The following is a 24357-nucleotide window of genomic DNA, read 5'->3' on the forward strand; positions in this document are numbered from 1 at the left end:
AGTCAGTAGAATTCACTTCAAGTTCAGCCTGCCAGCCTTGGATGAATGCGGGCAGGGATTTTCAAAACCAGGGGCGCCGCCCCTGAACATACGTCCGCACAAACTCTTCATCACTTTTGTTCAGGTACATCACACCTTCAATCAGCCCGATGACAGAAACCGCAAAGGGGATGATGAACAGAATAAACCCAACGCCACAGGTCACAAGGCCGATGACAACGGCCAGGATAAAGCCGCCGATAGTACCAGCGGCCATGATGAGCCCTTCCTGCTGGTAGCCGAGCAGGAATTTGTGTGCGCCGAAACCACCGAGAAGGATCGCCAGCAAGGCCGCCGACATTCGCTTTTCTGCACCTGGCACTTGCCCCCCTGGTGGAGGAGACATCATAGGTGGCGGATAAGAGGGCTGCTGGTAAGGTGACTGGGAGGGCTGCCCGTAAGGAGTTGTCAGAATGATGGAAACAGGTAGTGCCGCCAATATCGTTTTCTCCTCTCACCAACTGGTGGTCAAACCACCTTGGAGTCCCTCATAGGTGTCACTTGAGAAAGAGGACCAACAGGGCCAGCAGCCCGATGGCAATGTCCAAACCACCGAAAATCATACCAATGAGGGCCATGGCTTGACCTTCAGCGACACCCAGGCGCTGCAGGCTGCTTTTTGATTGGATACCGAGCGCCAAGGCAACTGTACCTAACACCGTACCCAGTAATGCACCCGGCGACATACAACAGAGCATCCCCGGAACTCCCAGAACTCCCAGGATCAGTGCCGTCCGTGCCTGCCCCTGCCAGCGCTGTGCCTCGACCGAAAATGCCGGGTCCTGATACCCAACCGGTCCGTAGAGTGGCGGCCCATACGCCGGAGTGACATCAGGAGTCACATAAGGCTGTTGATAGGGTGCTGGCGGCATTCCGTAAGGCGAGGGCGTCACCGGCGGCGGATAGGGAGGATAGGACGGCGCCTGATAGGGGGATTGCGGTTGGGTCGGCGCCTCGAACGGATTGGTCGCGGCCGGCGGTGTGGCGTCCGTGGTCTGCGCCGTCGGGTTCGGTGCTCCACAGTTGTAGCAGGCCGCCGCCGAATCGGGATTGGAAGCACCACAGTTCGGGCAGTAATAAAAAGGCATGTCAGCGATGCTCCACAGCCGCGTCAGAATGGACAGCGCCGGTCATCATCAGTCCCAGCTCGGACTGGGAAACCTGGTCCGGCTCAACGTTACCGACGATGCGCCCATCATACATGACCAGAAGGCGGTCGCTAAGGGACAAAACTTCCTCCAGTTCCGCCGATACCAGCAGGATGCCCACCCCGGCATCGCGCAGCTTCAGCAGCTTGCGGTGAATGAACTCGATGGCACCGATGTCCACCCCACGGGTCGGCTGGGACACGAGCAGAAGTTTTGGTGGCAGCTCAAACTCCCGTCCGACGACAAGCTTCTGCTGATTCCCTCCTGACAATGAGCGGGAAAGCGCCCGGCGATTGGGTGGGCGGACATCAAAGGCCTGCAGGAGCGCCTCCGTTCGCTCGTTGATGCGCGGGCGGTCAAGAAATCCCAAACGGGCTGCCGGAGGATGGTAATGGTCTCCCAAGATAACGTTGTCCGACAGGTCGAAATCCAGCAGCAGGGCGCGTTTGTGGCGGTCTTCCGGGATGTGCGCCACGCCCAGCGCCCGGATGGCGCGGGGTGATTTCCCCACCAGCGACTGGCCAAGCAACAGCATTTCCCCACCGGTTGGCTTCAGAAGCCCGGCCAGACATTCAATGAGTTCCGACTGTCCATTCCCTTCCACCCCGGCAATCCCGACGATTTCTCCGGCGCGAACCTGCAGCGATACGCCCTGGAGTGCCGGCGTCCCATTGGACTTCAGAGCCGTGAGTTGCCTGACCTCAAGCAGCACGTCCTGGGGGCGGGCCGGCGTTTTTTCAACGCGCAGCAGCACCTCGCGCCCAACCATCAACCGGGCCAGAGCTTCCGCCGAGGTGTCATGGGTTTCGACTTCCCCCACCACGCGCCCATCGCGCATCACGGTCACACGGTCGGAAATCGCCAGCACCTCGGCCAGCTTGTGGGTGATGAGGATGATGGTTTTGCCCTGCTGGCGGAGCGTCCGCAGCACTGCAAAGAGTTCCTCGACTTCCGGCGGCGTCAGAACGGCCGTCGGCTCATCGAGAATCAGAATGTCCGCGCCACGGTAGAGGGTCTTGAGGATTTCGACGCGCTGCTGCTCGCCAACCGACAACTCCCCGATGAGGGCATCCGGGTTGGCGCGCAGCCTGTAGCGCTCGCACAAATCGAGCACCCGGCGCCGGGCACCGGACTTATCCACCATCCACCCCGCCCGCGGTTCCGCGCCAAGGATGATGTTTTCGAGCACGGTCAGCGTCGGCACGAGCATGAAGTGCTGGTGAACCATGCCCAGGCCGGCGGCAATGGCGTCGCGTGGCGAAGTGAAGTGGACCGGCTGACCGCGCAGCCGGATGTCCCCGGCATCCGGCGTGTACAGGCCATAGAGGATGTTCATGGCCGTGGACTTGCCAGCGCCGTTTTCCCCGATGAGGGCGTGAACCGTCTGCGGGGCAATGGTGAGCGTCACCGCGTCATTGGCCACCAGAGACCCAAAACGCTTCGTGACCCCGCGCATCTCGACGGCAGCAGTGTGAGTTTCCATGGCAGGAGGGCGGCGGACCGGCGCGCAGGGGAAAAGCAAAGTGGTGCATCCTGCTGGATTCGAACCAGCGACCTTTGGCTCCGGAGGCCAACGCTCTATCCAACTGAGCTAAGGATGCAGCCGTGAAATGCGGAACGTGAAACTAGCGCGTTCATCCCCGAAAAGCAAGTGACCTTCTCAGCCGCGGCTCAACCGGCCGGAACCTCCTCCACCCGCGCCGACTCGATGATCACCGGCTTGAGGGGTCGGTCCTGGGCATTTGTCGGCGTCTCGGCAATGGCGTCCACAACCTCCTGCCCGGCGATGACCCGCCCAAAAATCGTGTAGTTGGGCGGCAGGGCGCTTTTCTTGTGCATGATGAAAAACTGGCTGCCGTTCGTGTTCGGCCCCCGGTTGGCCATGGCCACAATGCCCGGCACATAACCCGTCCGGTACAGCGGCGAGGCGGGATTGATTTCATCTTCAAACTCCCGCCCGAAAGCCGACGTTCCACCCGCACCGGTGCCGGTTGGATCGCCGCCCTGAATCATGAAGCCGCGAATGACACGGTGAAAGGTCACGTTGGTGTAATAGCCACGGTTCGCCAGCAGCGTGAAGTTTTCCACCGTCCGGGGAGCCTCCCCGGACAGCAGTTCAAACTGAATCGTGCCGTGATTGGTGACGAGCGTTGCAATGCGCCGGGTGGACATATCACATATCCTTTCCAAGGTGAGTTGCACGTCCAGAATAGTCCAGAAGGCTTCCCTTCGTCATGGCGCACAGGTCAAAATTCGCTGACCGTCGCCGAAATGATGCGGATGGGCGTCAGGGGGCGGTCCCGCATCAGCATTTCCGGGCCCTGGTAGGTTGGCGTCTCGGCAATGGCATCCACCACGTCCTGACCTTCAAACACCCGCCCGAAAATCGTGTAGGACGGCGGAAGCTGGTAATCCCGGTGCATGATGAAAAACTGGCTGCCGTTGGTGTTCGGACCGCGATTGGCCATGGCCACGATACCGGCTTTGTACCCGGCCAGATACAGCGGCGATTTGGGGTCAATTTCATCGGCAAATTCACCGCCAAAGGCAGATTCGCCGCCCGTCCCGTCACCTTTGGGATCGCCGGTCTGAATCATGAAGCCCTTGATGACACGGTGAAACGTTATGCCATTGAAATACTTTCGCTCGGCCAGCAGACGGAAGTTTTCACAGGTTTTGGGCGCGTCCTGCGTCAGCAGTTCAAAGCGAATCCGGCCCTTGGTCGTTTCCAGGGTTGCCACCAGACGCTTGGCGGGGGTCGTCGCCGGAGGTGATGCTGGCGCAGATGGCGGCGGTGGAGGCGGAAGGGAGGGCGGTTGCGCCGGGGGCGGAGAGGTGCAGCCAGAGGCCAGAAGCACGGTCAGCACCAGTGAGAGCAGCGCCATCCGGCATTGCGCCGTGCGCTTTTGAGTGTCAGGGAATGTCATGGGTCGCAAAGGATGTCCTCTTTGTAAAAGGTCTGGAACGTTTCGGTGAAGCAGGTTCACCAGCCATGTATTGGCACGCTGAGTGTACCGATGCAACATGCTCTGACTCGCAGAGGGGAAAAGCCACGGAGACGGAATGGCCATGACCAGCCGGCAACGTGCCAGTATCGTGACGACACCGTGGCGCTCTGTCCGGCGGGGAACCTGGCTGCTGGCCTTCGTTGTCGCCGGACTGCTGGCCTGCCGGCAACCATCTCTCACCAGCCAACCTGATGTATGGCAGAGCCTTCGGCAGTGGCCGGTGACTTCACCCCACGGATTTCGTCTTTCCGGGGCGCCAGCACCTCCCAGCGGGACGACGGCCCGCCTCGATCTGGACCAAACCACAAGGCTGACGGCCGCTGTCGCCACCGCAACGACCCTTGAACCCGCAGCCTGTACCCATGCCCTGCTCTGGCGCGACCTGGCCGCCGGAGAGATTCATCTGGCCCGTCGTCGTCTGACGTCCCCACATCCCGCCCCACACCCTGCTACGGCGGACTGGTCCAACGACGCCGCCATTGTGCAGTCCGAATGGGGACTCCGGCACGGACGACCGGAAGACTTCGAGGCGGCGCTCAAAGCTCTCAACCATGCGCCTGCCACCCGTGACCACGCCCGGACCGCCCACTTCAACCGGGCACTTCTGTTTCAGCACCTTGGTCTGGCACGCCGCGCGGAAGCCGAGTGGCGACACTACCTTGACGAAGAACACGACGGGGCCTGGGCCGCCGTCGCCCGGCAGCATCTGGATGACCTGACGCGGCAGCCGCCCGACCTCTCACATCTTCAGGACACACTGGCCGGACTGGTCGACAACCCGGAGACGCCCGAAGCACAGAGCTTTTTCACCCACCACCTGGGCGCATTGCTCGATGGGACAGGCGCACTGGCCGAAGCCTTTGTGACTTCCGGTGCGTCAACACGTCTCAAGCAGCTTCACTGTCTGGCTCAGCAAACCCGGCAACGGGCCGGTGATCTGTGGGCAACCGACCTCGCCCAGGTTATTGCCAGACTCCGGGACACAGAGCAGGCGGCCCCGTGGCTGGCGGCCCGGCAGGACCTGCGCCAGGCCCGCCAACGCTATCCCATCGAGGGCCAACCCACCGCCGCCGAGCCGCTCTACGCGCGCGCGCGCCAGACCTTTCTCGCGGTCGGTGACCTGGCCAGCGCGGCCGAAGCCGAACTGGGACTTGTTTATTGCGCCGTACAACGCCCCGAAACCGCCCCGCTTGACCGGCTAAGCGCGGCGCTGCTGTCCACGGCGCGCAGCCGGCACTATGCCCGCCTGGAAGGGCAAACCCTGCGGGTGCGCGCCCAGCTTGCCCTCCGCCAGTCCCGGCCGGCACTGGCCGTCACCCACTGCCAGTCGGCGCTGGCGACATTTCAGATGCTTTCCGACTGGGAGGAAACCCAACGCACCCTGCTCATTCTCAGTGACGCCCACGAACACCAGGGCAATGCGCCCGCCGCACTGCTGACGCTGCGACAACTGCTCCAGACCGGCCGCCAGCGGGGGACGAATCCCCGGCGGTATTCCCAGGCCTGCGCCTTTGCGGCCCGAACCTGCGCGGCAGCCGGGGCTTTTGAACTGGGCCTCGCCTTTGCTGAAGAAGCCCGCGCGGCCGCCGCCGGACAAACCTTCCCGGCCTTCCAGCTCGATGCCGAAACCCTGTTGGCGGTGTTGAACATCAAGTCCGGCCGGCTGGCAGCGGCTGCGGCTGCGCTCGACCGGGCCGCCGGGGTTCTGGAGCGGGTTGACGACCCGCGTGTGCGGCGTGTTCTTGCCCTCGACTACCTGCCGACGGCGGCCTGGTGTCGCATGGCGCTGGGAGAACCCGTGGCCGCTCTTCAGCTCTGTACGGCGGCCGCTGAAAACCTGCGCACCGGGCAGCACGATGCCTACTGGCCGCTTGTGGAATCCGTACGGAGCGCCGCCCACCTTGCCCTTGGCAATGCCCGGTCCGCCGAAGCCGCCCTGGAAGCCGGTATCCGCTGGCTGGAAACAACGCGCCTCCGCCTGACCCAAACTCCTGACCGCCAACGCTTTTTCCACCGGCAGGCCGAGCTGTACGAACGTCTGGCCGCCCTGCGGCTGAAACGCGGCCAGGTCACGGAAGCCTTCGCATGTCTTGAACAGGCACGGGCGCGCACCCTGCTCGACCGCCGCCGCCAGGCGACCGGAAACCCCGGCGCGTCCTCCCCGCTTCCAGCCACCGGGGCGGCTTTCATCCGGGCGTTACAGGTGCGTTTGCCGGAGCAGGTCATCGTTCTGGCCTACGCGGTCGGGGATGAGCAGACCGAAAGTTTCGTGCTCACCCGGCGCGACCTGCGGCACACAACGCTGGCCACCGGCGGCGCGCAACTCGCCCGCGACATCCACAGCCTGAACGGTCTTCTGACCGATGTGACGAGTGACATCTCCCACATCCGCCACATCGGACAACAACTGTACGCCACGCTCATCGCTCCGCTGAAATGCTCATGGACGGCTTCCACGCGCCTGGTCATCATCCCGGACGGCCCACTTTACAGCCTGCCGTGGGCGGCGATCTGTGATGCTGAAGGACGGTGGCTCGCCCAGCAGGTGCCGTTCTCGATGTGCCCAAGCGTGGCAACGCTCGTCCAGGCACTGGAACAGGCACGCGAAAAGGACGCGCCGCCTGCCCGCGAGCCACCGACCGGAACGGCTCTCGTGGCGGCTGACCCGGACCTGTCCGCTGCCGCTGAAGCCCACGACCTGCCTCCGCTTTCCGGCGCACGGGATGAGCTCCTCTGCCTGCAATCCATTCTGGGGCCGGGGGTGACACTGACTGGCAGCGAGGTCACAAAAGCGCGCCTTATGGCGGCGCTGCCCCAAACCCACCTGGCGCACCTGGCCGTTCACGGACGGGCTGAACCGGATGCACCGCTGCGGTCGGCGCTCCACCTCACGGCCACAGCAGAAGATGACGGGCAACTCACGGCCGCCGAAGTGTACGAATGTTCCTTCCCACAGCTCCGGCTGGTGGTGCTGTCGGCCTGCGAGTCGGCGCTTGGGGCGGCGCTGCGGGGTGAAGGCGCGACGGGCCTCGGACAGGCCTTTCTGGCGGCCGGCGCTTCGAGCGTCGTCGCCACGCTGGCCCGTACGGATGATCACTTCATGCGTGACCTGATGTGCGCGTTTCATCGGGCGCGGCAGGCGGGAGCCAGTCCGGCCGTGGCGCTCCAGCAAGCCTGGCGCGCGGCCCCGGCCCACCATCCGGCACGGTGGGCAAATGTGGTTCTGCTTGGCGCACCGTAATTTTTCGGACTTACCAAGCCACGGCAGCGCAATGTAGCTTGGAAGCGGGTTCCTCCTCCGAACGGCGTCCCTGCCATTTCTCATCTTTTGCAGGTGAGGCGAGTATGTCCTTTCCCATCAATGTTCAGGTCGAAAATCCTGTCAACGATCCCCTCCGCATTGAAACCTGTACGGCTGAAGTGGCCGACAATGGCGACATCACGATCAGCGGCGAGGTCGTCCACACCGGCGATGACGGCGTGCGGCGCTACAATCCGTCGCTTCTGTTTACGGTTCTGGACAAGTACAACGTGCCTATCGGCAGCGGCCGCACCATGGCCGGCGGTGAGTTTCTTGTGCCGGGGCAGCGGGCCTACTTTGTCGGGACGGTGCCACGGATTGGCCAGTCGGCGCGGTTTGGCAAGGTTGTCGTCAGTGCCATTCCCAACAGCGGCTTCCGGGAAAACAAAAAGCGGGGCAAGGCGGCCAGCTAAGCTTGCGCCCTGCCCATTCCCGGCAAAACTGTCCCGGCAAAACTGTCCCGGCAAAACTGTCCCGGACGGACGGCGGCCGGCCCCGTCGCGCAACCGGTCAAACGTCGAGGTTTTTCACATCGAGCGCGTGTTCCTTGATGAACCGTCGGCGGGGTTCGGCATCGTCGCCCATCAGGACGGTGAACATGTTTTCGGTCTCAACGGCGTCATTGATCCGTACCTGGAGCAGGGTTCGTCTTTCGGCATCGAGGGTGGTCTCCCAGAGTTGCTCCGGGTTCATCTCACCCAGTCCCTTGTAACGCTGAATGGAGATGTCACCTCTGGCCAGAGCGAATACCTGTTCGCTGAGCGCGTTGCGCCCGGACACGGTCGTGGTCGTCGTTCCGAGCGACACCCGGTAGGGCCCCGTCATGGCCTCGCGCCACTCGGCATAGATGGCCGCACACTTCTGAAACTCGGCGTGCGTTGCCAACTCCCAGTCCACGGCCACACTTCGCTCCGGTGAAACCGCATCCTGAAGCTGGATGACAAGGCGGAACAGGCTGTGCTCTTCGTCACGGTCGAGACGGGCCGCATACCCGGCGGACTGGAGTGTTTCGGCCAGACTGCGCAACCAGGTATCGGTCTCAAAGAGGGCATGCCACTTGCGCCCTGAACGATAGCCACTTTCGCCGGCACTGGCTTGCAGCACCAGCTCCATCAGCCGGGTGTCGCCACCGAGCCGCCGCGCCAGTTTGGCAGCCAGGGGCTGAAATTCCAGCAATCCGTCAAGAAACCGCACCAGCTTGCTTCCCTTGAGAACCTGCTGGGTCGGCTCGACTGTCACCTGCACCAGTTCGGTCGCGCGCTTGAGCAGATACTGGTTCAGCGCCTGATCATCGAGCAGGTACTGCTCCGATTTCCCTTTCTTGACCTTGTAGAGCGGCGGCTGGGCGATGAAGACGTGGCCGCGCTCGATGAGTTCGGGCATCTGCCGATAGAAAAAGGTCAGCAGCAGGGTGCGGATGTGGGCGCCGTCCACGTCGGCGTCACACAGCAGGATGATTTTGTGGTAGCGCAGCCGTTCAACCGAGAAGTCGCTCTTGCCGATCCCGGTGCCCAGCGCCTGGACGAGGGCTTCGATTTCCTTGTGCTCCAGCACCTTGTCCTGACGGGCCTTTTCGACATTGAGAATCTTGCCCTTGAGCGGCAGGATGGCCTGTGTCCGGCGGTCACGTCCCTGTTTGGCGCTGCCGCCGGCACTGTCCCCCTCGACAATGAAAAGCTCCGACCGGGCAGGATCACGCTCGGCGCAATCGGCCAGCTTGCCCGGCAGGGTGAGGTGGGTGAGCGCCGATTTGCGGGAGATGTCGCGCGCGCGCCGGGCGGCTTCGCGGGCCTGCGCCGCATCAACGGCTTTTTTGACGATGGCCCGGGCAACTTGAGGATGCTCGTTGAAATAGGTCCTGAGCTGCTCGCGCAGCAGGGAATCCACGATGCCTTTCACATCGCTGTTGAGCTTGTTTTTGGTCTGCCCCTCGAACTGCGGCTGGGGAAGTTTCACACTGATGATGGCCACCAGCCCTTCCCGTACGTCTTCCCCCGTGAGATTTTCCTTGAGCTGCTTGCCGAGGCCTTCGCCGGCCATGTAGGCGTTGATGCTCGCGGTCAGCGCCGTCCGAAAGCCCGACAGGTGCGTGCCGCCATCCACCGTGTTGATGTTGTTGGCAAAGCTGAAGACCTTTTCATCGTAGCCGTCATTGTATTGCAGCGCGACCTCAACGTTCAGGTCGCCCTGCGTCACTTCGCAGTAAAACGGCTTGGGCATCAGGACCGTCTTGTTGCGGTTGAGGTGGGTGACGAACTCGGCAATGCCGCCCGGATAGTGAAACACATGCCGCCGTTCTTCGGCCCCCCGCTCATCGGTCAGGGTGATGGTCAGTCCTCTGGTCAGAAAGGCTTTCTCGCGCAACCGCTGGGCCAGGGTATCGAAGTCATAGCGCGTCGTGGTGAAAATCCGGGGATCAGGCTTGAAACTGACGCGCGTGCCGCGCCGGGTCGTGACGCCTGTCTGCTGCAGGGGCCCCACCGGGATGCCCCGCTCGAATTCCTGCTCATAGACGTGTCCCTGACGACAGACTTCAACCCGCAGCCATTCCGACAGGAAATTGACACAGGACACGCCGACGCCATGCAGACCGCCGGACACCTTGTAGCTGTTATTCTCCCCAAACTTGGCGCCGGCATGCAACTCCGTCATGACGATTTCGACCGCCGAACGCTGCAGGGGATCATCCCGTTTGATGTCCACCGGAATTCCCCGTCCGTTGTCAATGACCGAGATGGAGTCATCGGGATGAATGAACACATCCACGTGGGTGCAGTACCCGGCCAAGGCTTCGTCCACGGAGTTGTCCACCACTTCATAAACCAGGTGGTGGAGTCCGAGTTCGCCGTTGGAGCCGATGTACATCGCCGGACGAAGCCGAACGGCATCCCGCCCGGCAAGGTTTGAAATCGAATCTGCGGTGTATTTTTCATCCGCCCTGTCCGCCATGACCGGCGGTGCGGCGGCGGGTTGAACTTCGGGTTGAACTTTGGGTGTCGTCATGGTGTGAGCGTAATCCGTTGAGCCTTTCACAAAGTACTTGTTCTGCCGTCCCCGGCATTTTTTTCAGTCCTGACACTCAGGCGGGGCGGGCAATAAAAAAGAGACTTCGGGCAAAACAGGTAAACTGGCGGTCATTGTCCACGTATTCGGTCATTTCCGCCGATACCTTCCCGATTCCGGCCCGCTTGAAGGGCTGCCGGCTGCTGGTTTTCGTCAGCCCCCAAACGGGTTCGATGGCACGCGCTACGGTGCGAAAGTCCCGGTTGACCACGGTCGGGGCAGAAACCGAAGCCAACAGCCAGTCGCCGAGGCGCGCATGGTTTTCCGCCGCCAGCAGCCCCCGGCGCGGGCCGAGACACGAGTAGTCAAACCCATCGGCGCGAATCCGTATGTGGGTGGCCAGGGTTGGACCAAACAGATCAATGACGGGCACTTCTTCGTCGTTGGTGTAAATCTCCTCCCGTTCGGCCTTGGTACGGCGTGTGGCCGTGGATTCCCGCGCCAGCACCTGACGGAAACGCAGCATCCCAAAGACCAGCAGGGAGATGTCTTTCCAGGGCAGGCGGAGGGGGGTCGCGGGTTCACTGCTCCACACTTCGAGGTATTCCCCCACGGCCACCAACGCCCGGGCGCGCCGTGGCGGATGGAGCGGCGACAACTGGGTATCGGACAGGATCAGGGTACGCAGCCCGGACTGCGCCAGGCGCTGGGTCAGCAGCACGGCATCGTGGGAGGTGGCCGCGCGCGCAATCGGCACCGGCGAGGGGGAGGCCAGCAGGTGCGCCGCCTGCTCCGGCGTGAGGCGTCCGACCGTGGCCACTTCCTCGATGGCTTCGGCGGTCGGCGGCAGCGAAGGCAGGAAGATGACATTGTAGCCCGGCTCAATATCGGCGGCGTCCCGCAGGCTGGGAAGCACCTGGCTTTCCTGCCCCGGCACGAGCAGGGGTTGGCCGCAAAACAGGCAGGTGGTGCGGTGGAGTCCGTTCAGGCGGCCGCACTTGGGACAGGCTACGGTCGAGATTTTGGCTGTCGTCATGTCGTTACCACGCACCCGCCAGAGAGCACGACTACCGTTCATCACCGTTCTGTCAGACTTACTCATTCCTGCTCAAGCAGGAACAAAGCTGACTTCCTGCTTCGTTGAGGCCGGTTTCACGACCGCCTTGCGGCTGCCGCCAGAGCCTTCCTCTCCACAGGCTGACACCGTGGAACTCACGGCGTATCGGGCAAGATTCCGCGCCGCATTCACATCCCGGTCGTGCGAAGCGCCACAAGCCGGACACAGCCACCGGCGTACAGCCATTGGCAGTACCTCCAGCTTATGTCCGCAAGCCGAACACGTCCGGCTGCTCGCAAAGAAGCGGTCGGCAGCCACCACCAGCCCGCCACGCCTTGCCGCCTTGTACTCCAGTTGCCGCCGGAACTCACCCCACCCCATGTCGGCAATGGAGCGGGCCAGTCGCCGGTTGGCCAGCATGCCGCGCACATTCAGGTCTTCAATGACAATGGTATGAAACCGGCGTGGAAGCTCGCTCGTGAGCTTGTGCAGGGCATCCTGCCGGATGTTGGCTATCCGCGCATGCAGCCGTGCCAGCTTCCGGCGGGCCCGGACGCGGTTGCGCGATCCCTTCTGCTTTCTGGACAGACTTCGCGACAGCCGGCGCAGGCGCCTGAGCAGGGCAGTGTGTGGTTTGGGCCCGGCAATTGTTTCTCCCGTCGAGAGCGTCGCCAGCGCCGTCACACCCACATCCACCCCCACCACGCCTTGGTTCTCGGCGGGGCGTCTGGGCGGATCGTCGGTGTCAACGGTGATGCTGACAAACCAGCGGTCGGCTGTGCGGGAGACCGTGGCTGACATGACCTTGCCGGAAAAGCGCAACGGCTCGCGCATCCGCACCCAGCCCAACTTCGGAATGCGAATGCGTAAGCCCCTGACGTTCACCTGGTCATTCGTAATCGTGAAACGATCATCCACGCCCTTTCTGCGAAACTTCGGATACCGGGCGCGACCATCAAAGAAATTCTCGAACGCCTGCCCCAACTGGATGATGGCCATCTGCGGGGCACACTTGGTGACCTTCAGCATCCAGGGGAACTGTTCGCGCTTGATGGCGTTGAGTTGGCGGCGCAGGGCCGCCTCGGACGGCCTGGGCCGGCGGTTGTCAGCCTTCCATGCCGCATACTGCTGTTGCCACTGGTCCAGCGCCCAGTTCCAGGCAAAGCGGGCCGTGCCGGCCGCGCGGGCCAGCCAGGTGGCCTGCCGGTTGTTCGGATCAAGCGCAATCCGATGGGCCGTCAACATACCTGTGCCTCGGCGACGTCCTGCTTCACGCCGTCAACAAGTTTCCGGTTCCGGTGTGACCGGCTGCCATAAAGCCGGGCACTGAAGATGGTGCTGATCTTCAGCACGTCTTTCGCCAGGTCTTCCTCAAACGTCGTGTCCTCGCCCTGGTTGAGCATCACCACTTCAACGTTTTTGGCCTCGCCAATGGCAAACACCAGTTCGGCACCGAAACGGAGCAGCCGGTCCTTGTGCGTGATGACCAGCCGCCCGGCTTCTCCGGCCAGGATGGACTCCAGCCAACACCTCAGTCCTTTCTTGTGGTCGTTCATGCCGGAACCAGGGCCGGCAATGATCCCGAACGTCCAGCCCGGTTGGGCGCAGTACAGTTCAGGAACCTGCTTTTGCCGCTCCAGCTCGTCTTTCTGGTCATGACTGGAAACACGGGCGTCAGCGATGGTGCGCCGCGCCGTTTCCCGGCCGCGGAACGACGCGGGACACAGCCGGGTCAGGTCATACCGCCGGTGCCCACCCGGCGTGCGTTCGTCGGGCAAAAGCCACCCCTCGCGTTCCCAGCGGCGCAGGGTCTGAGCTGAAACACCCAGGAACCCGGCCGCTTTGTGGATACTGACCATCCGGCGTGACATATCAAATTGTAGATAAATAAGCATAAATGTGCAACTACTGCGTCGGCAGTAAAAGCCCTTGCAGTTTACCACTTCCACAGCAATGATGGCGCTGGAGTTACCTGTCCGGCCCGGACCGTGTCTGCCCCGGAAACCCGGACAACTTTACGGCTCCGTGAGTCGCAGTTTTCGTGAAACACCTGACCGTTGCCATCACCGGTGCGAGCGGCGCCATCTATGCCCAGCGTCTGCTGCACTATCTCGATGCCAGCCCCGATGTGGCCCGCATCAGCCTGGTCATCAGTGCGCTGGGCGTGACGGTCATCCGGGAAGAACTTGAACTGCCTGTCACCGGCACCCGGCAAAGTGATGCCGAGTTGCTGCTGGGCCGGCCGACGACCAAGATCACCCTTTTGCCCGCCAGGGATGTCGGCGCGACGATTGCCAGCGGCTCCCACCCGTGCGACGGCATGGCCGTTGTGCCGTGCAGCATGGGCAGCCTGGGCTACATTGCCTCCGGCATTGCCCGCGACCTGGTTCACCGCGCCGCAGACGTGATGCTCAAGGAACGCCGGCGGCTGGTGCTGGTGCCCCGCGAAACGCCCTTCAATGCCATCCACCTGGAAAACATGCTGCGCGTCGAGCGGGCCGGAGCGTTGATCCTGCCGGCCTGTCCGAGCTTCTACCACCGCCCGCAATCCATTCTGGAGCTGGTTGACCATCTCGTTTTTCGTATTCTGGCCCACCTTGACGTGCCACATCCGACCGAAACCACCTGGCAGGGACGGCGGACACCCACCGGGGAAGCCACTTCAGGCCAGATGTAGGTCTTCGAGAATCTCACGCCGCCCGTACCCGCGCTGCCGCAGGTCACGTCCCCACCGCACATCGGCGGCAATGAGCCGGATGTCGAGCAGTGGAAACCTGGCACGCAGGGCCAGGATGGCTTCTTCGGGAGACTCAAGGCGAATGGCCTCCAGCAGGGCGTCGAGGTATTCCTGGGTCGTGGACGCGGGCATAGGTCCCTCTTTTGCAGGTGTCTCTGATTGCACCTGGCATCCCTCGTCGCCATCTCGTCGGCGTCGCAGCGACGTGGACAGGCACGACATCTTGCCAAGTGTGCGCTGAATACTACACCTTCTGCCACACAGCTTCAATTTTACCGGCTATCCGAACAGCATCCCCATCCGGTTTTGCCGCCCGAAAGCACCAGGTCCGCAGGAGCAGGTCATGAAACGTGATGACTACCGCCGTGAGTTCGCGGCCTTTCAGGCGGCACGCGCCAGTGCGCGGCAGGCGGGCTGGCGGCAGACTTCCCCCTTCGAGCCGCTTCCACCCCCGCTGCATGACCGCTTCAGTGACCTGTGGTCATCCACGACGGTGGAAGCCCTGCGCCGGGCATGCCAGGACGACACCTCCCGCCCGGCGGTCGAACAGCGCGGCGGACAGGTTCTTCAGACTTTTGCCGAAAACTGGTTCATCCGCGCCGCCACCCGGGAACTCGACGCCGAACTCCACCGGGCGCTGACGACACCGTTCATCACCTGGCAGGGGCAACGCCATGCCGCCACGACGGTCGCCGGTTGGCTGGGACCGGAGACCGACCGGGCCACCCGCCAGGAACTGACCCGCCGGCTGGAGGCGCACTACGCCAGTCTGGTGGACCTTCAGGCGCAACGCTGGGAGCTCGCAGCACAGGCAGCCCGGCAACTCGGCTATGACAGCCTTGCCGCCCAGGCCGCGGCACACACCCAACGGCTCTGTGGCGAAGACCTGGCCGCCTGGACGACCGCTTGTGAGCGGTTTCTGGCTGAAACTGACACCGCCTATCGCCGCGCCGTGGCTGCCGCCAGGGACACCTACCCAACCGACCCCTTCGCCCACCGCCGGCAACGGTATCTGGCCGAGGAACTGCTACGCGGCTTTGGCATCCGCCCATGGCAGCAAACCAGCCTCACCACGACCTGGCACACCACCGGCATCACCGGGGTCTTCCGGGTACGCATACCCGAAGACATCCGCTGGGCCGTCGCGCCACCGCGCGGCTGGCAAAGCTGGCGTGGTTTTCTGGGTGAACTGGCGCGCGTCCAACAGGCCGCCTGGACTTCTCCGAACCTGCCCGTCGAACTCCGCAGCCATGGCGACCCTGCCGTTGCCGCAACCTGGGACTGGCTTTTTGCCGGGTTGTTGACCGACCACCGCTGGCTGGCCGGGATGCTCGACCTTCAGCTTCCCCCGGCCGTGCAGCGCGCGATGGACGCCTGGCGCTGGCACGTTGTACGGCAGGCGGCCTGGCGCTGTATCGCATGGTATGGGCGTGCCACGGCTGACTGGCCGCTGGAGCGCCTCCGCACCGGGTTTGAACAGCACCTGGGTGAAACGCTTTCCGACTGGGAGCTTTACCGGGAGCTCGATCTGGCGGCCCACGCTTTCGGGCAACTCCGCGGGGCCTGGCTGGCGGCCGCCCTCGATGACTGGTTGCGCACCCGGTACGGCCTCTGGCCCACCAGTCGGCGTGCCGGAGATGACCTCGTTGACCTGTGGAATACCGGCTTCCGCTACCCGGCTGGCAAGTTGGCCAAACTCGTTGGCGTCGGGCCGCTGACGATGGAGGCTTTCCTTGCCCACTGAGCGGTGAAGTTGCCGCCGCTTTGACCGCATGGTAGTGTTGGATACATGGTGGCTTTTCTCACATTTCCTGATGCGCCAGCCACCATCGCATCCCCAAGGTGGAGGACTTTTCGCCATGTCTGAAAGCTCGAACAAAATCACCTACTTTCTTGCCGGTGCCAGCATCGGCGCGCTGGTGGCCCTGCTCTTTGCTCCCAAGTCGGGACGCGAGCTGCGCAGCGACATCAGCGATGCCACCCGGCGCGGCATTGACTACACGACGGAAAGCGCCAAGTCGCTGGGTGAGAAGGCCTCGCATCTCTACACCAGCGGGCGGGAAAAAACGTCGGAGCTGTACAGCCTGGGCAAGGAAAAAGCTTCCCATCTGCTGGAATCCGGGAAGGGCCTGCTCGACGAACAGCGTGACCGGGTGGCAGCCGCTATCGAAGCCGGCAAGCAGGCGTACCGGGACAAGAAAGCCGAGGTGCTGGCTCTGAACCCGAAAGAAACGACCGATAGCGAACCGGCCCTGTAGGGCACTGTCAGTCCAGCGCGGCTGGCGCCGGTGTGAACCCTCTCAACCTGTTGGTGGCGGTGCCCTGCGGGCCGCGCCAAGGCTCCATCCTGTGGGTCACGAGTCGTGATTACAAACGAAATCTTCCAGATCGTCATCAGCGTTTCGCTGGTCGTTGTCTTTATCGTTCAGTTGGCGCTGCTCATTGTTCTCTACCGGCTCGTCACCAGAGTGATCAGCCTGGTCGAGCAGGTGCGCGTCAAAACTGACCCGGTTGTTGAGCAGACACGCCAGCTTCTGACCTCGGCCAAGCCGATCATCGAGAAGGCACAGGCCACGGCCGAGGCCATCAACCCGATTCTCGTGCGCACCAACGAACTGCTGGGAGTCGCGCGCGAAACGACGGTGCTGGTACGGGACACGACGGCGACGATCAAAACCGAAACCCAGGCCTGTCTGGCCGCCGTCACGGCGACGACCAGGGAACTTTCCCGCCTCACGACGGAAAGCGCCCAGGAAGTCTCGGCGCTTGTCAAGGACACCTCCGAACAACTCCGCACCCAGGTGGACACCTACGCCCACGTCGCCTCACGGACGGCGCTGCGCATTGACGACACCGCCTCCATCATCCAGCAGGATGTGTTGCGCCCCGTACACGAAATTTCCGCCATGCTGACCGCGGTCAAGACGTTCCTCAGCGTTTTGCTGACACCGGAGCGGAAAACCATTGACCGCGCCTATCAGGACGAAGAAATGTTCATCTAGCGCCGACGCTGGGAGCCAAAGGCGGAAGCCAGGCTGGAAAAAGCCGGCCGACATCGAAAAACACTTGGTGCCGCAATGTCCTTTCGCTAGGTTTTGACAGCGTTGCTGCAAATTAGGTTCACGCTGGTGGGCGTTTCTGGATGTCCCAAACACTTTCCGGTGGTTTGCTGGTCAGCAAGCCACCCAATGTCACCTCACATGACGTGGTGGCCCTGGTTCGGCGGTTCATCGGTATCAAGCGCGTCGGGCACACCGGCACACTCGATCCATTCGCCACGGGCCTGCTGGTGCTGTGCGTCGGCCCGGCCACCCGCCTTTCACGTTTTCTGACCGATACTTCCAAGAGTTACCGGGCCGTTCTGCGCTTTGGTTTCGCCACCGACACACAGGACCTGACCGGCAAGCCCCTGACGCCGCCCCGTTCCACCAAAGACCTGACCGAAGACCGGTTGCGCGAAGTAGCGCAAGGTTTTCTGGGCCGGCAGATGCAGACGCCGCCCATGTACTCAGCCAAGAAGATTGACGGCGTGGCGCTGTATCAGTTGGCGCGGGCCGGCAAGGTCGTGGTGCGGGCGGCAACGCCCATTGAAGTGTTCCGCTTTGATTTCATCCCGGACGCGGAAGGCCGCATCCTCCGGCCGGACGAGCACGGCAACCTGATCGTCGAATGCGATGTCACCTGCTCATCAGGTACGTACATCCGCACGCTGGCCCATGACATCGGCGAGCGCATTGGCTGTGGGGCGCATCTCGTGACATTGCACCGCACAGCCGTGGATGGCTTCACGATTGAGGAAGCCCTGACACTCGAAGACCTGCAACGGTGTGTCATTACCGGCAACTGGACGGACCGGCTGCTGTCGCCCCTTGACCTGCTGCGTGGCTGGCCGCGTGTCACGCTGGATGCCCGGCAGGCACGGCATTTCATCCAGGGGCAGGCCCTTGCCCTTTCACCGGATGACATCATCGGTGGCGATCCCCGGCAGCGTCCCTTCCCGGTCACACCGGAAGTCGGGCTGGCTGTCACCGATGACACGGGTCAGTTCCTTGGCGTTGGACGCTACGATACGGCGGCCGGGCGGATTCGCCCCCAGACAGTGCTGCTGCCCGTGACCTGAAGTTGTGGCGTCCGTCATCCCGCCACAGCCCTTCTGGCGCACCCCAAACCCTCAGCCCGGCAAACACGCCCATGACACCTGACGAAGCCCGTGAAAAATTCAGCCGTCGCATTCAGCGGTGCGCCAGTTGCTACGTTGCCTTTTACGTCAAGGACCTGTGGTGGGCCGACGACGGCAACTACTACTGCCAGCACTGCCACACGGACTACCCCGGCGTCGCCGTTCATTTTTCGGACTACGCGCAGGACTTCGACTTCAGCCAGTTGCCGAGCCTGCACGAGTGAGCTTCTGGGCAATGCCCTCCACGACGCGGCGCGGAACGACGGTCGCGTTCTTCATGTGGAGTTCACGGGTCAGATGACCGACCACATACAGTCCCGGCACATTGGTTTCATTCGTTTCGGGGTCATAGACCGGACGCCCGTCGGCGGCAATCGTCACGCCGGCGGCTGCCAGCAACGACACCTCCGGTTTCGCTCCCAGCAGGGCAAAAATATGGTCACACGGAACTTCGTCCACTGTGCCGTCAGCGTGTTGCAACCGCGCCGCATTGGGTAAAACCTCGATGCAGGTCGTCGCATAGTGGATGGTCAACTCGCCCTGGGCGACACATTCCATCAGGGGCGCGCGTACCCATGGCTTGATACCAACCTGGTCCGTATCGTCAGGATGCGGGTCAAGCGTGGGACGCCGCAGTGACCAGTCCACCTGGACACCGGCGTGGCACAAATCCAGCGCGGCTTCCGCCGCCGAGTTGCCCCCACCCACCACCAGAATCCGCTTTCCGGCGTAGGGGAAAGCCTCCACGAAGCGATAGGAAACACGCGCTGGTGTTTCCCCTCGCACCCCCAACCGGAGGGGATGACCAAAACCACCGGTGGCGACGATGACCTGGCGCGCCCCATACACCGCCTTGGTGGAGATCACCTGAAATCCCGTTCCGGTCGGGAGAATGGCCTGCACCGGTTCGTAGGTATGAATCGGCAGGCTGAGTTCGCGGGTGGCCAGCCGGGTGTAATACGCCAGCACTTCCTCGCGGGTGGGCTTGGGGCCAAACTTGGGTTGCAGCGTTCCCGGAATGAGTTCAATCTCATTCGGCGTCGAAAAAAGCGGCCGTCCAATCGGATATTCGGCAATGGTCTGCGCGATGGCGGCACGCTCCAGCACAAGACAGTCAAGCCGGGACTGGCGGGCTGCATAAGCAGCGGTCAGTCCCGCCGGTCCGGCGCCGATGATGATGAGGTCATACGTTGACATAAGGTTCTCGTCTTCCTGAATGTTTTTCCAACACAGTCAACCCGCGCCTTTCAGCTACCAGTCCGTTGCCGGCGGGCAGACATCAGGCGCCACTTTCCAGCTTGGGGGGCTTATTGCAAACGAGCCATGAAAACCGCGTCCCGTTCCGTTTTTCGTTTCTTCTTCGTCATGCTGCTGGTGCTCGGTCTGGCGGCACCGCCGCTGGCACGCCACATCGAAGTTTTTCCCGCCGATGCTGCCGTTGAAGCCAACCTGCGCCGGCACATCGGCTACCTTGCCTCTGAGGCGCTGGAAGGACGCCTCCCCGGTACGCCGGGCGCGGAAAAAGCAGCACAGTACATTATCACTCAGTTTCAGCTTGCCGGGCTACAGCCGCTTGGCAGTCGGGGGTATCGGCAGCCCTTCAGCTTTGTGGCGAGCGTTCGCATGGGACGGAACAACCATCTGACAGCCACCCTGGCCGACACCCGTCTGGCAGCCAAACCGGAGGTGGATTTCCGCCCGCTGGCCTTTACGGCCAACGGTGCCGTCGAGGGCGAACCAGTGCTGGCAGGCTACGGCATTTCGGCCGCCAAAGAGGCGCAGTACGACGACTATGCCACGCTGGACGTGAAAGACCGACTTGTGATCGTCCTCCCCTACAGTCCGGCCGGCTCCAATCCCCACACGAAGTTCGGGGCGTTTTTGTCGCTGCGTTACAAGGCGACCACGGCGCGCAACAAAGGGGCCAAAGGGTTGCTCGTCATCGCCGAAGATGACGATTTCCAACGCTCGCAAGTCGCCCGTCTGCGCTATGACGACGCCTTCGGAGACGCCGGCTTTCCCTGCGCCGTGGTGAGCCGCGCCTGGGCAACGAAGCTGCTCGGCCGTCCCGTGGCGGACATCGAACGCCAGATTGCCACGACGGGCCAGCCGGAAACGCAGCTTCTTTCCGACCGGCGGCTGCGCCTTCAGACGGAAGTCATCAAGGAACGGAAGACAGCCGACAACGTCATTGGCTGGCTGGAAGGCCGCGACCCTGCGCTGCGCAACGAAGTCGTCGTCATCGGCGCGCACTACGACCACCTGGGACTCGGCGGCCCCAACTCGCTGGCGCCACGCGAAGGTGAGGTGCATCCGGGGGCGGATGACAACGCTTCAGGCACGGCCGGACTGCTCGAACTCGCCAGAAGTTTTGCCGCCGCACGCAACCGACCCCGGCGCAGCCTGCTGTTCATTGCTTTTTCAGCCGAAGAAAAGGGACTGCTCGGCTCGGCCTACTTCGTGGACCATCCCACCACCCGCGACAAACGCCTGGTCGCCATGCTCAACATGGACATGATCGGACGGTTGCGCGACAACCGGCTGACGGTGCAGGGCGTCGGCACATCGTCGGTCTGGCGGCCGTTGCTGGCCGAGGCCAGCACGCGCCACGGGCTGGAGCTTTCCCTCGGCGAAAGCGGCTTCGGCCCCAGTGACCACGCCTCGTTTTACAAGCGCAACATCCCCGTGCTGTTTTTCCTTACCGGCAGCCACCCGGACTATCACCGTCCTTCGGATACGCCTGACAAAATCAACTACGCCGGTGAGCGGCAGGTTCTGGCGCTGATCGGGGATGTCATTCAGTCCACGGTCAACCTGCCCACGCCGCCGGATTTCGTCGCACCCAAGGCAGGCGATCCAGCAGAACGTGCCCGTGGCGGATTTCGGGTTTCACTGGGGACGATTCCTGACTACGCCGCCGAAATCAGCGGCGTCAAACTCGCCGGCGTCCGTGAGGGCAGCCCGGCTGCGGCGGCCGGACTGCAAGCCGGCGATGTCATCGTGGGGCTGGCCGGACGCGACATCAAAAGCGTGTACGATTACACTTATGTCCTTCAGGAACTCGAACCCGACCGGGAAGTGGACATCGTCGTCGAGCGCAACGGGCAGCGGTTGACCTTCAAACTCACCCCGACGCGGCGGTGAGGTTTGATGGCGGCTCGCTGCCGCTCAGGCAACGCAGGCGGATATGCGGACTCAGGCCGACGATGCGCATCCCTTCACGGACCCGAATGCGACATGAAAGTGCCGGACGCTCGCGGTCTTCGCCGGGGCGGAAGTACCGAATCTGGCAGTTTGTGCAGTCACCGTTCCAGCAGAAATCACCGTACGAAATGCCTTCCATGTCGAGAAACTGGAAGCCGCGCAGGATGACGTTGTTTTCCGGGACGTGCACCACCCGCCCCAGCACTTCAATCGGAATGAGCCGCTCGTAAGGCTCGAAGATTTCTGCGGGTGGTGTGGCAAACATGGCGCAGAAGAAACCCGGTCAGGCAGGATTGAACCGTTTCAGACGATGCCCTCTCAATCGCATGAACTGAAGGCAGGAAGCAAGTCCTTCTGGTGTAAGGCACGTGGCATATCACACGTTCTATCTCGGACTCGGCAGTAACCTTGGCGACCGCGTGGCTTTGCTGACCCGTGCCATCCAACGTCTGACCACCGGCGCGAGCCAGTGGCGGTGCGCCAACTGGTATGCCACGGCTCCGGTGGACTACCTGGAGCAGCCCTGGTTTCTCAATACCGTGCTCGAACTGACGGTTGACCTGACGCCGGAAGCCATGCTGGCGCAGGGCCTTGGGCTAGAAGCCGAAGCCGGGCGGGTTCGTACCGTCCCGAAGGGCGCGCGGCCGCTCGATGTGGACATCCTGCTCTGCCAGACCACAGACGGTGTGTTCCTGGTTTCCGCAGATTCCGCCCTGACGCTGCCGCATCCCCGGCTGCATCAGCGGCGGTTCGTTCTGACGCCGCTGTGTGATCTCATCCCGGACGCGCAGCATCCACAGCTTCACCAGAGTTTTGCCCACCTGCTGGACGCCTGCCCTGACCGTAGCCCCGTCGAAATCTTTGCGCAGAACGGATTCAGCTTCGGCGGCGACGCCCGGCCGGAGGTGTAGCCGTCGGCAACCGCAGGTCCTCCGGCTCCAGCGTCGTTCCTTCGCAGAGAATGCAGGCCCGCTCGATGCAGTTTTCAAGCTCGCGGATGTTGCCCGGAAAGTCGTAGTCCTGAAGGGCTTTGAGGGCCGCCGGGGACAGTGTGACCCGGCGGCGGCGGATTTCGCGGCCGTACTTTTCGGCAAAGTGGTTTGCCAGCGCCGGAATGTCCTCCCGCCGCTCGCGCAGCGGCGGGATTTCCAGCGTGAATACGGCCAGCCGGTAGTACAAATCCTCCCGAAAAGTCCTGGCCGCTACGGCTGCGGTGAGGTCCCGGTTGGTCGCCGCCACGATGCGGACATCCACGCCAATTTCCTGTCCTCCCCCGATGCGCGTGATGGTGCGGGATTCCAGCGCGCGCAGGAACTTGGACTGGACGGCCAGGGGCAGTTCACCGATTTCGTCGAGAAACAGCGTCCCACCGCGTGCCAGCTCGAACTTTCCCACCTGCCGCCCGTCCGCGCCGGTAAAAGCGCCTTTCTCATGGCCGAACAGCTCATTTTCGACCAGGGTTTCAGGGATCGCCGCGCAGTTGATGGCCACAAACGGCGCCTGCCGCCGGTGGCTCAGGTGGTGCATGGCGCGCGCAAACAGTTCCTTGCCCGTGCCGGACTCGCCAAGCAACAGGACGGTCGTCTCCGTGGGGGCGACCCGTTGCAGGTGCTGTCCGACCTGCTGCATGGCCGGAGAATCGCCGATGATACGCGGAAAACCATAGCGCCGGGCATATTCCTCGCGCATCAGGAGGCAGGCGCGCCGCAGGCGGTGTGTCTCCACAAGGCGTTCCAGCACCAGCAGCAGGTGGTCAGGATCAACCGGCTTTTGCAGGAAGTCTTCCGCGCCGTCCTTCATGGCGGCAACGGCTTCCTCGATGGAGCCGTAGGCCGTCAGGACAACCACGGGCACGTCCGGGTCGAGGGACTTGGCAGCGCGGAGCACTTCCAGCCCTGTGCCATCGGGCAGGCGCAGATCGGTCAGCACGACGGTCGGCGGCTGCCGCCGCAGGGCCTGCCGGGCCTGCTTCAGGTCGGCGGCTTCGACGACGCCATAACCGGCACGCTCCAGCGTCAGCCGCCACATCTGACGCAGGGCATCCTTGTCTTCGACAATCAAAATGTCTGCCGGGCCGGTGGCCATGTCAGTTCCATCTCAGGCCAGTGCCATCTCAGGGTTGCCCTCCGGCAGGCTGCTCGCGGTACTGCCTGGACTGGCCTTCTTCGAGCAGACGGCGCAGCGTCTGGCGCGCCTTGATGACACGCGAGGTGGCATCCTGTTCTGGCGACACCGGACTATCGGCATTGTCCTGCCGCTGCTTTTCTTCCTCGGCTTCGCGCAACTCCCGCCGGGCTTCTTCGACAGCACGCCGCCAGGTCTCTTCCGGGTCTTCAGCGGCCGGGGCGTCCGCGTCTTCGCCATTCTCTCCACGTGGCGGCGGTGCGCCGAAATCATAGTTGTCCGTCGGCCGCCGCGAGCCTGAGCGGTTTGGGCTTCCGTCCGAAGGCATTGGAGACGCGCCCGTATTCGTCATCAACAGGTCTTGGGCCCCAAGGGGTAAATCCTCCATGGGCGGCATCTCCGGGGGCGGTGCCTTGGGCGCAGGTTTCCGGGATGACCGGCGGTTCTTTTTCCCGGTCGCTGGTGCCGGTGATTGGGCGGAAGCCGGATCAGGGGCCGCCAGCATCACCTCCAAACCGCCTGTCAGAAACAGACTCAACAGCAGGCTCATGCAGAA

At 63.1% G+C, this 24357-nt stretch carries 24 protein-coding genes and 1 tRNA gene; 10 read left to right on the forward strand and 15 right to left on the reverse strand.

Annotation, left to right across the window (positions count from 1 at the left end):
* Nucleotides 1–61 precede the first annotated feature (61 nt).
* The 6 genes from J8C05_RS08335 to J8C05_RS08360 form a co-directional block, all read right to left on the reverse strand.
* Nucleotides 62–388: a TM2 domain-containing protein gene (locus tag J8C05_RS08335; protein ID WP_246840684.1), complete on the reverse strand. Its 327-nt coding sequence runs from the start codon at nucleotides 386–388 to the stop codon at nucleotides 62–64.
* 148 nt (nucleotides 389–536) lie between these two features.
* Nucleotides 537–1127, reverse strand: coding sequence for a zinc-ribbon domain-containing protein (locus J8C05_RS08340; protein ID WP_211421765.1), 591 nt, complete (start codon nucleotides 1125–1127; stop codon nucleotides 537–539).
* A gap of 1 nt (nucleotide 1128) precedes the next feature.
* Nucleotides 1129–2670, reverse strand: a complete 1542-nt coding sequence (locus tag J8C05_RS08345) for an ABC transporter ATP-binding protein (protein WP_211421766.1) — start codon at nucleotides 2668–2670, stop codon at nucleotides 1129–1131.
* Nucleotides 2671–2711: 41 nt separating this feature from the next.
* A tRNA-Arg gene (locus tag J8C05_RS08350) sits at nucleotides 2712–2788 on the reverse strand.
* A 70-nt stretch (nucleotides 2789–2858) separates the two neighbouring features.
* On the reverse strand, nucleotides 2859–3359 hold the full coding sequence (locus J8C05_RS08355) for a peptidylprolyl isomerase (protein WP_058867072.1): 501 nt from the start codon (nucleotides 3357–3359) through the stop codon (nucleotides 2859–2861).
* A gap of 74 nt (nucleotides 3360–3433) precedes the next feature.
* On the reverse strand, nucleotides 3434–4114 hold the full coding sequence (locus tag J8C05_RS08360; RefSeq protein ID WP_246604592.1) for a peptidylprolyl isomerase: 681 nt from the start codon (nucleotides 4112–4114) through the stop codon (nucleotides 3434–3436).
* Between the two features lie 142 nt (nucleotides 4115–4256).
* On the opposite strand from J8C05_RS08360, the gene J8C05_RS08365 reads away from it, so the two are divergent.
* Together J8C05_RS08365 and J8C05_RS08370 are read left to right on the forward strand one after the other, a co-directional pair.
* Nucleotides 4257–7436: a CHAT domain-containing protein gene (locus J8C05_RS08365; protein WP_211421767.1), complete on the forward strand. Its 3180-nt coding sequence runs from the start codon at nucleotides 4257–4259 to the stop codon at nucleotides 7434–7436.
* A 104-nt stretch (nucleotides 7437–7540) separates the two neighbouring features.
* Complete coding sequence (locus J8C05_RS08370) at nucleotides 7541–7909, forward strand: hypothetical protein (protein WP_058867070.1); 369 nt, start codon at nucleotides 7541–7543, stop codon at nucleotides 7907–7909.
* A 97-nt stretch (nucleotides 7910–8006) separates the two neighbouring features.
* Here J8C05_RS08370 and gyrB read toward each other — a convergent pair whose 3' ends face one another.
* The 4 genes from gyrB to J8C05_RS08390 all read right to left on the reverse strand — a co-directional run bounded on the left by gyrB (nucleotide 8007) and on the right by J8C05_RS08390 (nucleotide 13427).
* On the reverse strand, nucleotides 8007–10499 hold the full coding sequence (gene gyrB, locus J8C05_RS08375; protein WP_246840685.1) for a DNA topoisomerase (ATP-hydrolyzing) subunit B: 2493 nt from the start codon (nucleotides 10497–10499) through the stop codon (nucleotides 8007–8009).
* Between the two features lie 76 nt (nucleotides 10500–10575).
* Nucleotides 10576–11535 carry a hypothetical protein gene (locus J8C05_RS08380; RefSeq protein WP_211421768.1) on the reverse strand — a complete coding sequence of 320 codons (960 nt, stop codon included), beginning with the start codon at nucleotides 11533–11535 and terminating at the stop codon, nucleotides 10576–10578.
* Nucleotides 11536–11607: 72 nt separating this feature from the next.
* A complete protein-coding gene (locus J8C05_RS08385; RefSeq protein WP_211421769.1) occupies nucleotides 11608–12801 on the reverse strand; it encodes an RNA-guided endonuclease InsQ/TnpB family protein in 1194 nt (397 codons plus the stop codon).
* Nucleotides 12795–13427: an IS607 family transposase gene (locus J8C05_RS08390; RefSeq protein ID WP_211423235.1), complete on the reverse strand. Its 633-nt coding sequence runs from the start codon at nucleotides 13425–13427 to the stop codon at nucleotides 12795–12797. The genes J8C05_RS08385 and J8C05_RS08390 overlap by 7 nt, the downstream gene beginning before the upstream one ends.
* A 170-nt stretch (nucleotides 13428–13597) precedes the next feature.
* On the opposite strand from J8C05_RS08390, the gene J8C05_RS08395 reads away from it, so the two are divergent.
* Nucleotides 13598–14233 carry a UbiX family flavin prenyltransferase gene (locus J8C05_RS08395; protein WP_211421770.1) on the forward strand — a complete coding sequence of 212 codons (636 nt, stop codon included), beginning with the start codon at nucleotides 13598–13600 and terminating at the stop codon, nucleotides 14231–14233.
* Here the strand turns inward: J8C05_RS08395 and J8C05_RS08400 are convergent.
* Nucleotides 14219–14425: a hypothetical protein gene (locus J8C05_RS08400; RefSeq protein WP_058867068.1), complete on the reverse strand. Its 207-nt coding sequence runs from the start codon at nucleotides 14423–14425 to the stop codon at nucleotides 14219–14221. The genes J8C05_RS08395 and J8C05_RS08400 overlap by 15 nt on opposite strands.
* A 211-nt stretch (nucleotides 14426–14636) precedes the next feature.
* Here J8C05_RS08400 and J8C05_RS08405 point away from each other — a divergent pair, with 211 nt between their 5' ends.
* The 5 genes from J8C05_RS08405 (at nucleotide 14637) to J8C05_RS08425 (ending at nucleotide 18697) form a co-directional block, all read left to right on the forward strand.
* Entirely contained in the window at nucleotides 14637–16037 is a 1401-nt protein-coding gene (locus J8C05_RS08405; protein WP_211421771.1) for a hypothetical protein, read from the forward strand.
* A gap of 115 nt (nucleotides 16038–16152) precedes the next feature.
* A complete protein-coding gene (locus J8C05_RS08410) occupies nucleotides 16153–16551 on the forward strand; it encodes a YtxH domain-containing protein (RefSeq protein ID WP_211421772.1) in 399 nt (132 codons plus the stop codon).
* A 105-nt stretch (nucleotides 16552–16656) separates the two neighbouring features.
* The gene (locus J8C05_RS08415) at nucleotides 16657–17295 is read left to right on the forward strand and encodes a hypothetical protein (protein WP_211421773.1); all 639 of its coding nucleotides are present in this window, start codon (nucleotides 16657–16659) and stop codon (nucleotides 17293–17295) included.
* Between the two features lie 140 nt (nucleotides 17296–17435).
* Nucleotides 17436–18413, forward strand: coding sequence for a tRNA pseudouridine(55) synthase TruB (gene truB / locus J8C05_RS08420; protein ID WP_211421774.1), 978 nt, complete (start codon nucleotides 17436–17438; stop codon nucleotides 18411–18413).
* Between the two features lie 71 nt (nucleotides 18414–18484).
* Nucleotides 18485–18697, forward strand: a complete 213-nt coding sequence (locus tag J8C05_RS08425; protein ID WP_058867063.1) for a hypothetical protein — start codon at nucleotides 18485–18487, stop codon at nucleotides 18695–18697.
* Here the strand turns inward: J8C05_RS08425 and J8C05_RS08430 are convergent.
* A complete protein-coding gene (locus J8C05_RS08430; protein ID WP_211421775.1) occupies nucleotides 18669–19670 on the reverse strand; it encodes an NAD(P)/FAD-dependent oxidoreductase in 1002 nt (333 codons plus the stop codon). The two genes, J8C05_RS08425 and J8C05_RS08430, sit on opposite strands and share 29 nt — an antisense overlap.
* A gap of 126 nt (nucleotides 19671–19796) precedes the next feature.
* Between J8C05_RS08430 and J8C05_RS08435 the strand changes: the two genes are divergently transcribed.
* Nucleotides 19797–21617 (forward strand): M20/M25/M40 family metallo-hydrolase, encoded by a 1821-nt coding sequence (locus tag J8C05_RS08435; protein ID WP_211421776.1) that lies wholly within the window; start codon nucleotides 19797–19799, stop codon nucleotides 21615–21617.
* Here J8C05_RS08435 and J8C05_RS08440 read toward each other — a convergent pair.
* Nucleotides 21598–21942, reverse strand: a complete 345-nt coding sequence (locus tag J8C05_RS08440; RefSeq protein WP_211421777.1) for a 2Fe-2S iron-sulfur cluster binding domain-containing protein — start codon at nucleotides 21940–21942, stop codon at nucleotides 21598–21600. The genes J8C05_RS08435 and J8C05_RS08440 overlap by 20 nt on opposite strands.
* A 103-nt stretch (nucleotides 21943–22045) precedes the next feature.
* On the opposite strand from J8C05_RS08440, the gene folK reads away from it, so the two are divergent.
* Complete coding sequence (folK, locus tag J8C05_RS08445; protein ID WP_211421778.1) at nucleotides 22046–22588, forward strand: 2-amino-4-hydroxy-6-hydroxymethyldihydropteridine diphosphokinase; 543 nt, start codon at nucleotides 22046–22048, stop codon at nucleotides 22586–22588.
* Here folK and J8C05_RS08450 read toward each other — a convergent pair.
* Together J8C05_RS08450 and J8C05_RS08455 are read right to left on the reverse strand one after the other, a co-directional pair.
* A complete protein-coding gene (locus J8C05_RS08450; RefSeq protein WP_211421779.1) occupies nucleotides 22554–23762 on the reverse strand; it encodes a sigma-54-dependent transcriptional regulator in 1209 nt (402 codons plus the stop codon). The two genes, folK and J8C05_RS08450, sit on opposite strands and share 35 nt — an antisense overlap.
* A 28-nt stretch (nucleotides 23763–23790) precedes the next feature.
* A complete protein-coding gene (locus tag J8C05_RS08455) occupies nucleotides 23791–24351 on the reverse strand; it encodes a hypothetical protein (RefSeq protein WP_211421780.1) in 561 nt (186 codons plus the stop codon).
* Nucleotides 24352–24357: the final 6 nt, after the last annotated feature.

The sequence above is a fragment of the Chloracidobacterium sp. N genome, assembly GCF_018304765.1.
Taxonomy (GTDB): Bacteria; Acidobacteriota; Blastocatellia; order Chloracidobacteriales; family Chloracidobacteriaceae; genus Chloracidobacterium; species Chloracidobacterium aggregatum.

Bases quoted from the DNA above. Each gene is read 5' to 3' on its own strand.
- J8C05_RS08335 (WP_246840684.1), bottom strand. From the start codon at position 388: ATGATGTCTCCTCCACCAGGGGGGCAAGTGCCAGGTGCAGAAAAGCGA.
- J8C05_RS08340 (WP_211421765.1), bottom strand. From the start codon at position 1,127: ATGCCTTTTTATTACTGCCCGAACTGTGGTGCTTCCAATCCCGATTCG.
- J8C05_RS08345 (WP_211421766.1), bottom strand. From the start codon at position 2,670: ATGGAAACTCACACTGCTGCCGTCGAGATGCGCGGGGTCACGAAGCGT.
- J8C05_RS08355 (WP_058867072.1), bottom strand. From the start codon at position 3,359: ATGTCCACCCGGCGCATTGCAACGCTCGTCACCAATCACGGCACGATT.
- J8C05_RS08360 (WP_246604592.1), bottom strand. From the start codon at position 4,114: ATGACATTCCCTGACACTCAAAAGCGCACGGCGCAATGCCGGATGGCG.
- J8C05_RS08365 (WP_211421767.1), top strand. From the start codon at position 4,257: ATGACCAGCCGGCAACGTGCCAGTATCGTGACGACACCGTGGCGCTCT.
- J8C05_RS08370 (WP_058867070.1), top strand. From the start codon at position 7,541: ATGTCCTTTCCCATCAATGTTCAGGTCGAAAATCCTGTCAACGATCCC.
- gyrB (WP_246840685.1), bottom strand. From the start codon at position 10,499: ATGACGACACCCAAAGTTCAACCCGAAGTTCAACCCGCCGCCGCACCG.
- J8C05_RS08380 (WP_211421768.1), bottom strand. From the start codon at position 11,535: ATGACGACAGCCAAAATCTCGACCGTAGCCTGTCCCAAGTGCGGCCGC.
- J8C05_RS08385 (WP_211421769.1), bottom strand. From the start codon at position 12,801: ATGTTGACGGCCCATCGGATTGCGCTTGATCCGAACAACCGGCAGGCC.
- J8C05_RS08390 (WP_211423235.1), bottom strand. From the start codon at position 13,427: ATGTCACGCCGGATGGTCAGTATCCACAAAGCGGCCGGGTTCCTGGGT.
- J8C05_RS08400 (WP_058867068.1), bottom strand. From the start codon at position 14,425: ATGCCCGCGTCCACGACCCAGGAATACCTCGACGCCCTGCTGGAGGCC.
- J8C05_RS08405 (WP_211421771.1), top strand. From the start codon at position 14,637: ATGAAACGTGATGACTACCGCCGTGAGTTCGCGGCCTTTCAGGCGGCA.
- J8C05_RS08410 (WP_211421772.1), top strand. From the start codon at position 16,153: ATGTCTGAAAGCTCGAACAAAATCACCTACTTTCTTGCCGGTGCCAGC.
- truB (WP_211421774.1), top strand. From the start codon at position 17,436: ATGTCCCAAACACTTTCCGGTGGTTTGCTGGTCAGCAAGCCACCCAAT.
- J8C05_RS08425 (WP_058867063.1), top strand. From the start codon at position 18,485: ATGACACCTGACGAAGCCCGTGAAAAATTCAGCCGTCGCATTCAGCGG.
- J8C05_RS08430 (WP_211421775.1), bottom strand. From the start codon at position 19,670: ATGTCAACGTATGACCTCATCATCATCGGCGCCGGACCGGCGGGACTG.
- J8C05_RS08435 (WP_211421776.1), top strand. From the start codon at position 19,797: ATGAAAACCGCGTCCCGTTCCGTTTTTCGTTTCTTCTTCGTCATGCTG.
- J8C05_RS08440 (WP_211421777.1), bottom strand. From the start codon at position 21,942: ATGTTTGCCACACCACCCGCAGAAATCTTCGAGCCTTACGAGCGGCTC.
- J8C05_RS08450 (WP_211421779.1), bottom strand. From the start codon at position 23,762: ATGGCCACCGGCCCGGCAGACATTTTGATTGTCGAAGACAAGGATGCC.
- J8C05_RS08455 (WP_211421780.1), bottom strand. From the start codon at position 24,351: ATGAGCCTGCTGTTGAGTCTGTTTCTGACAGGCGGTTTGGAGGTGATG.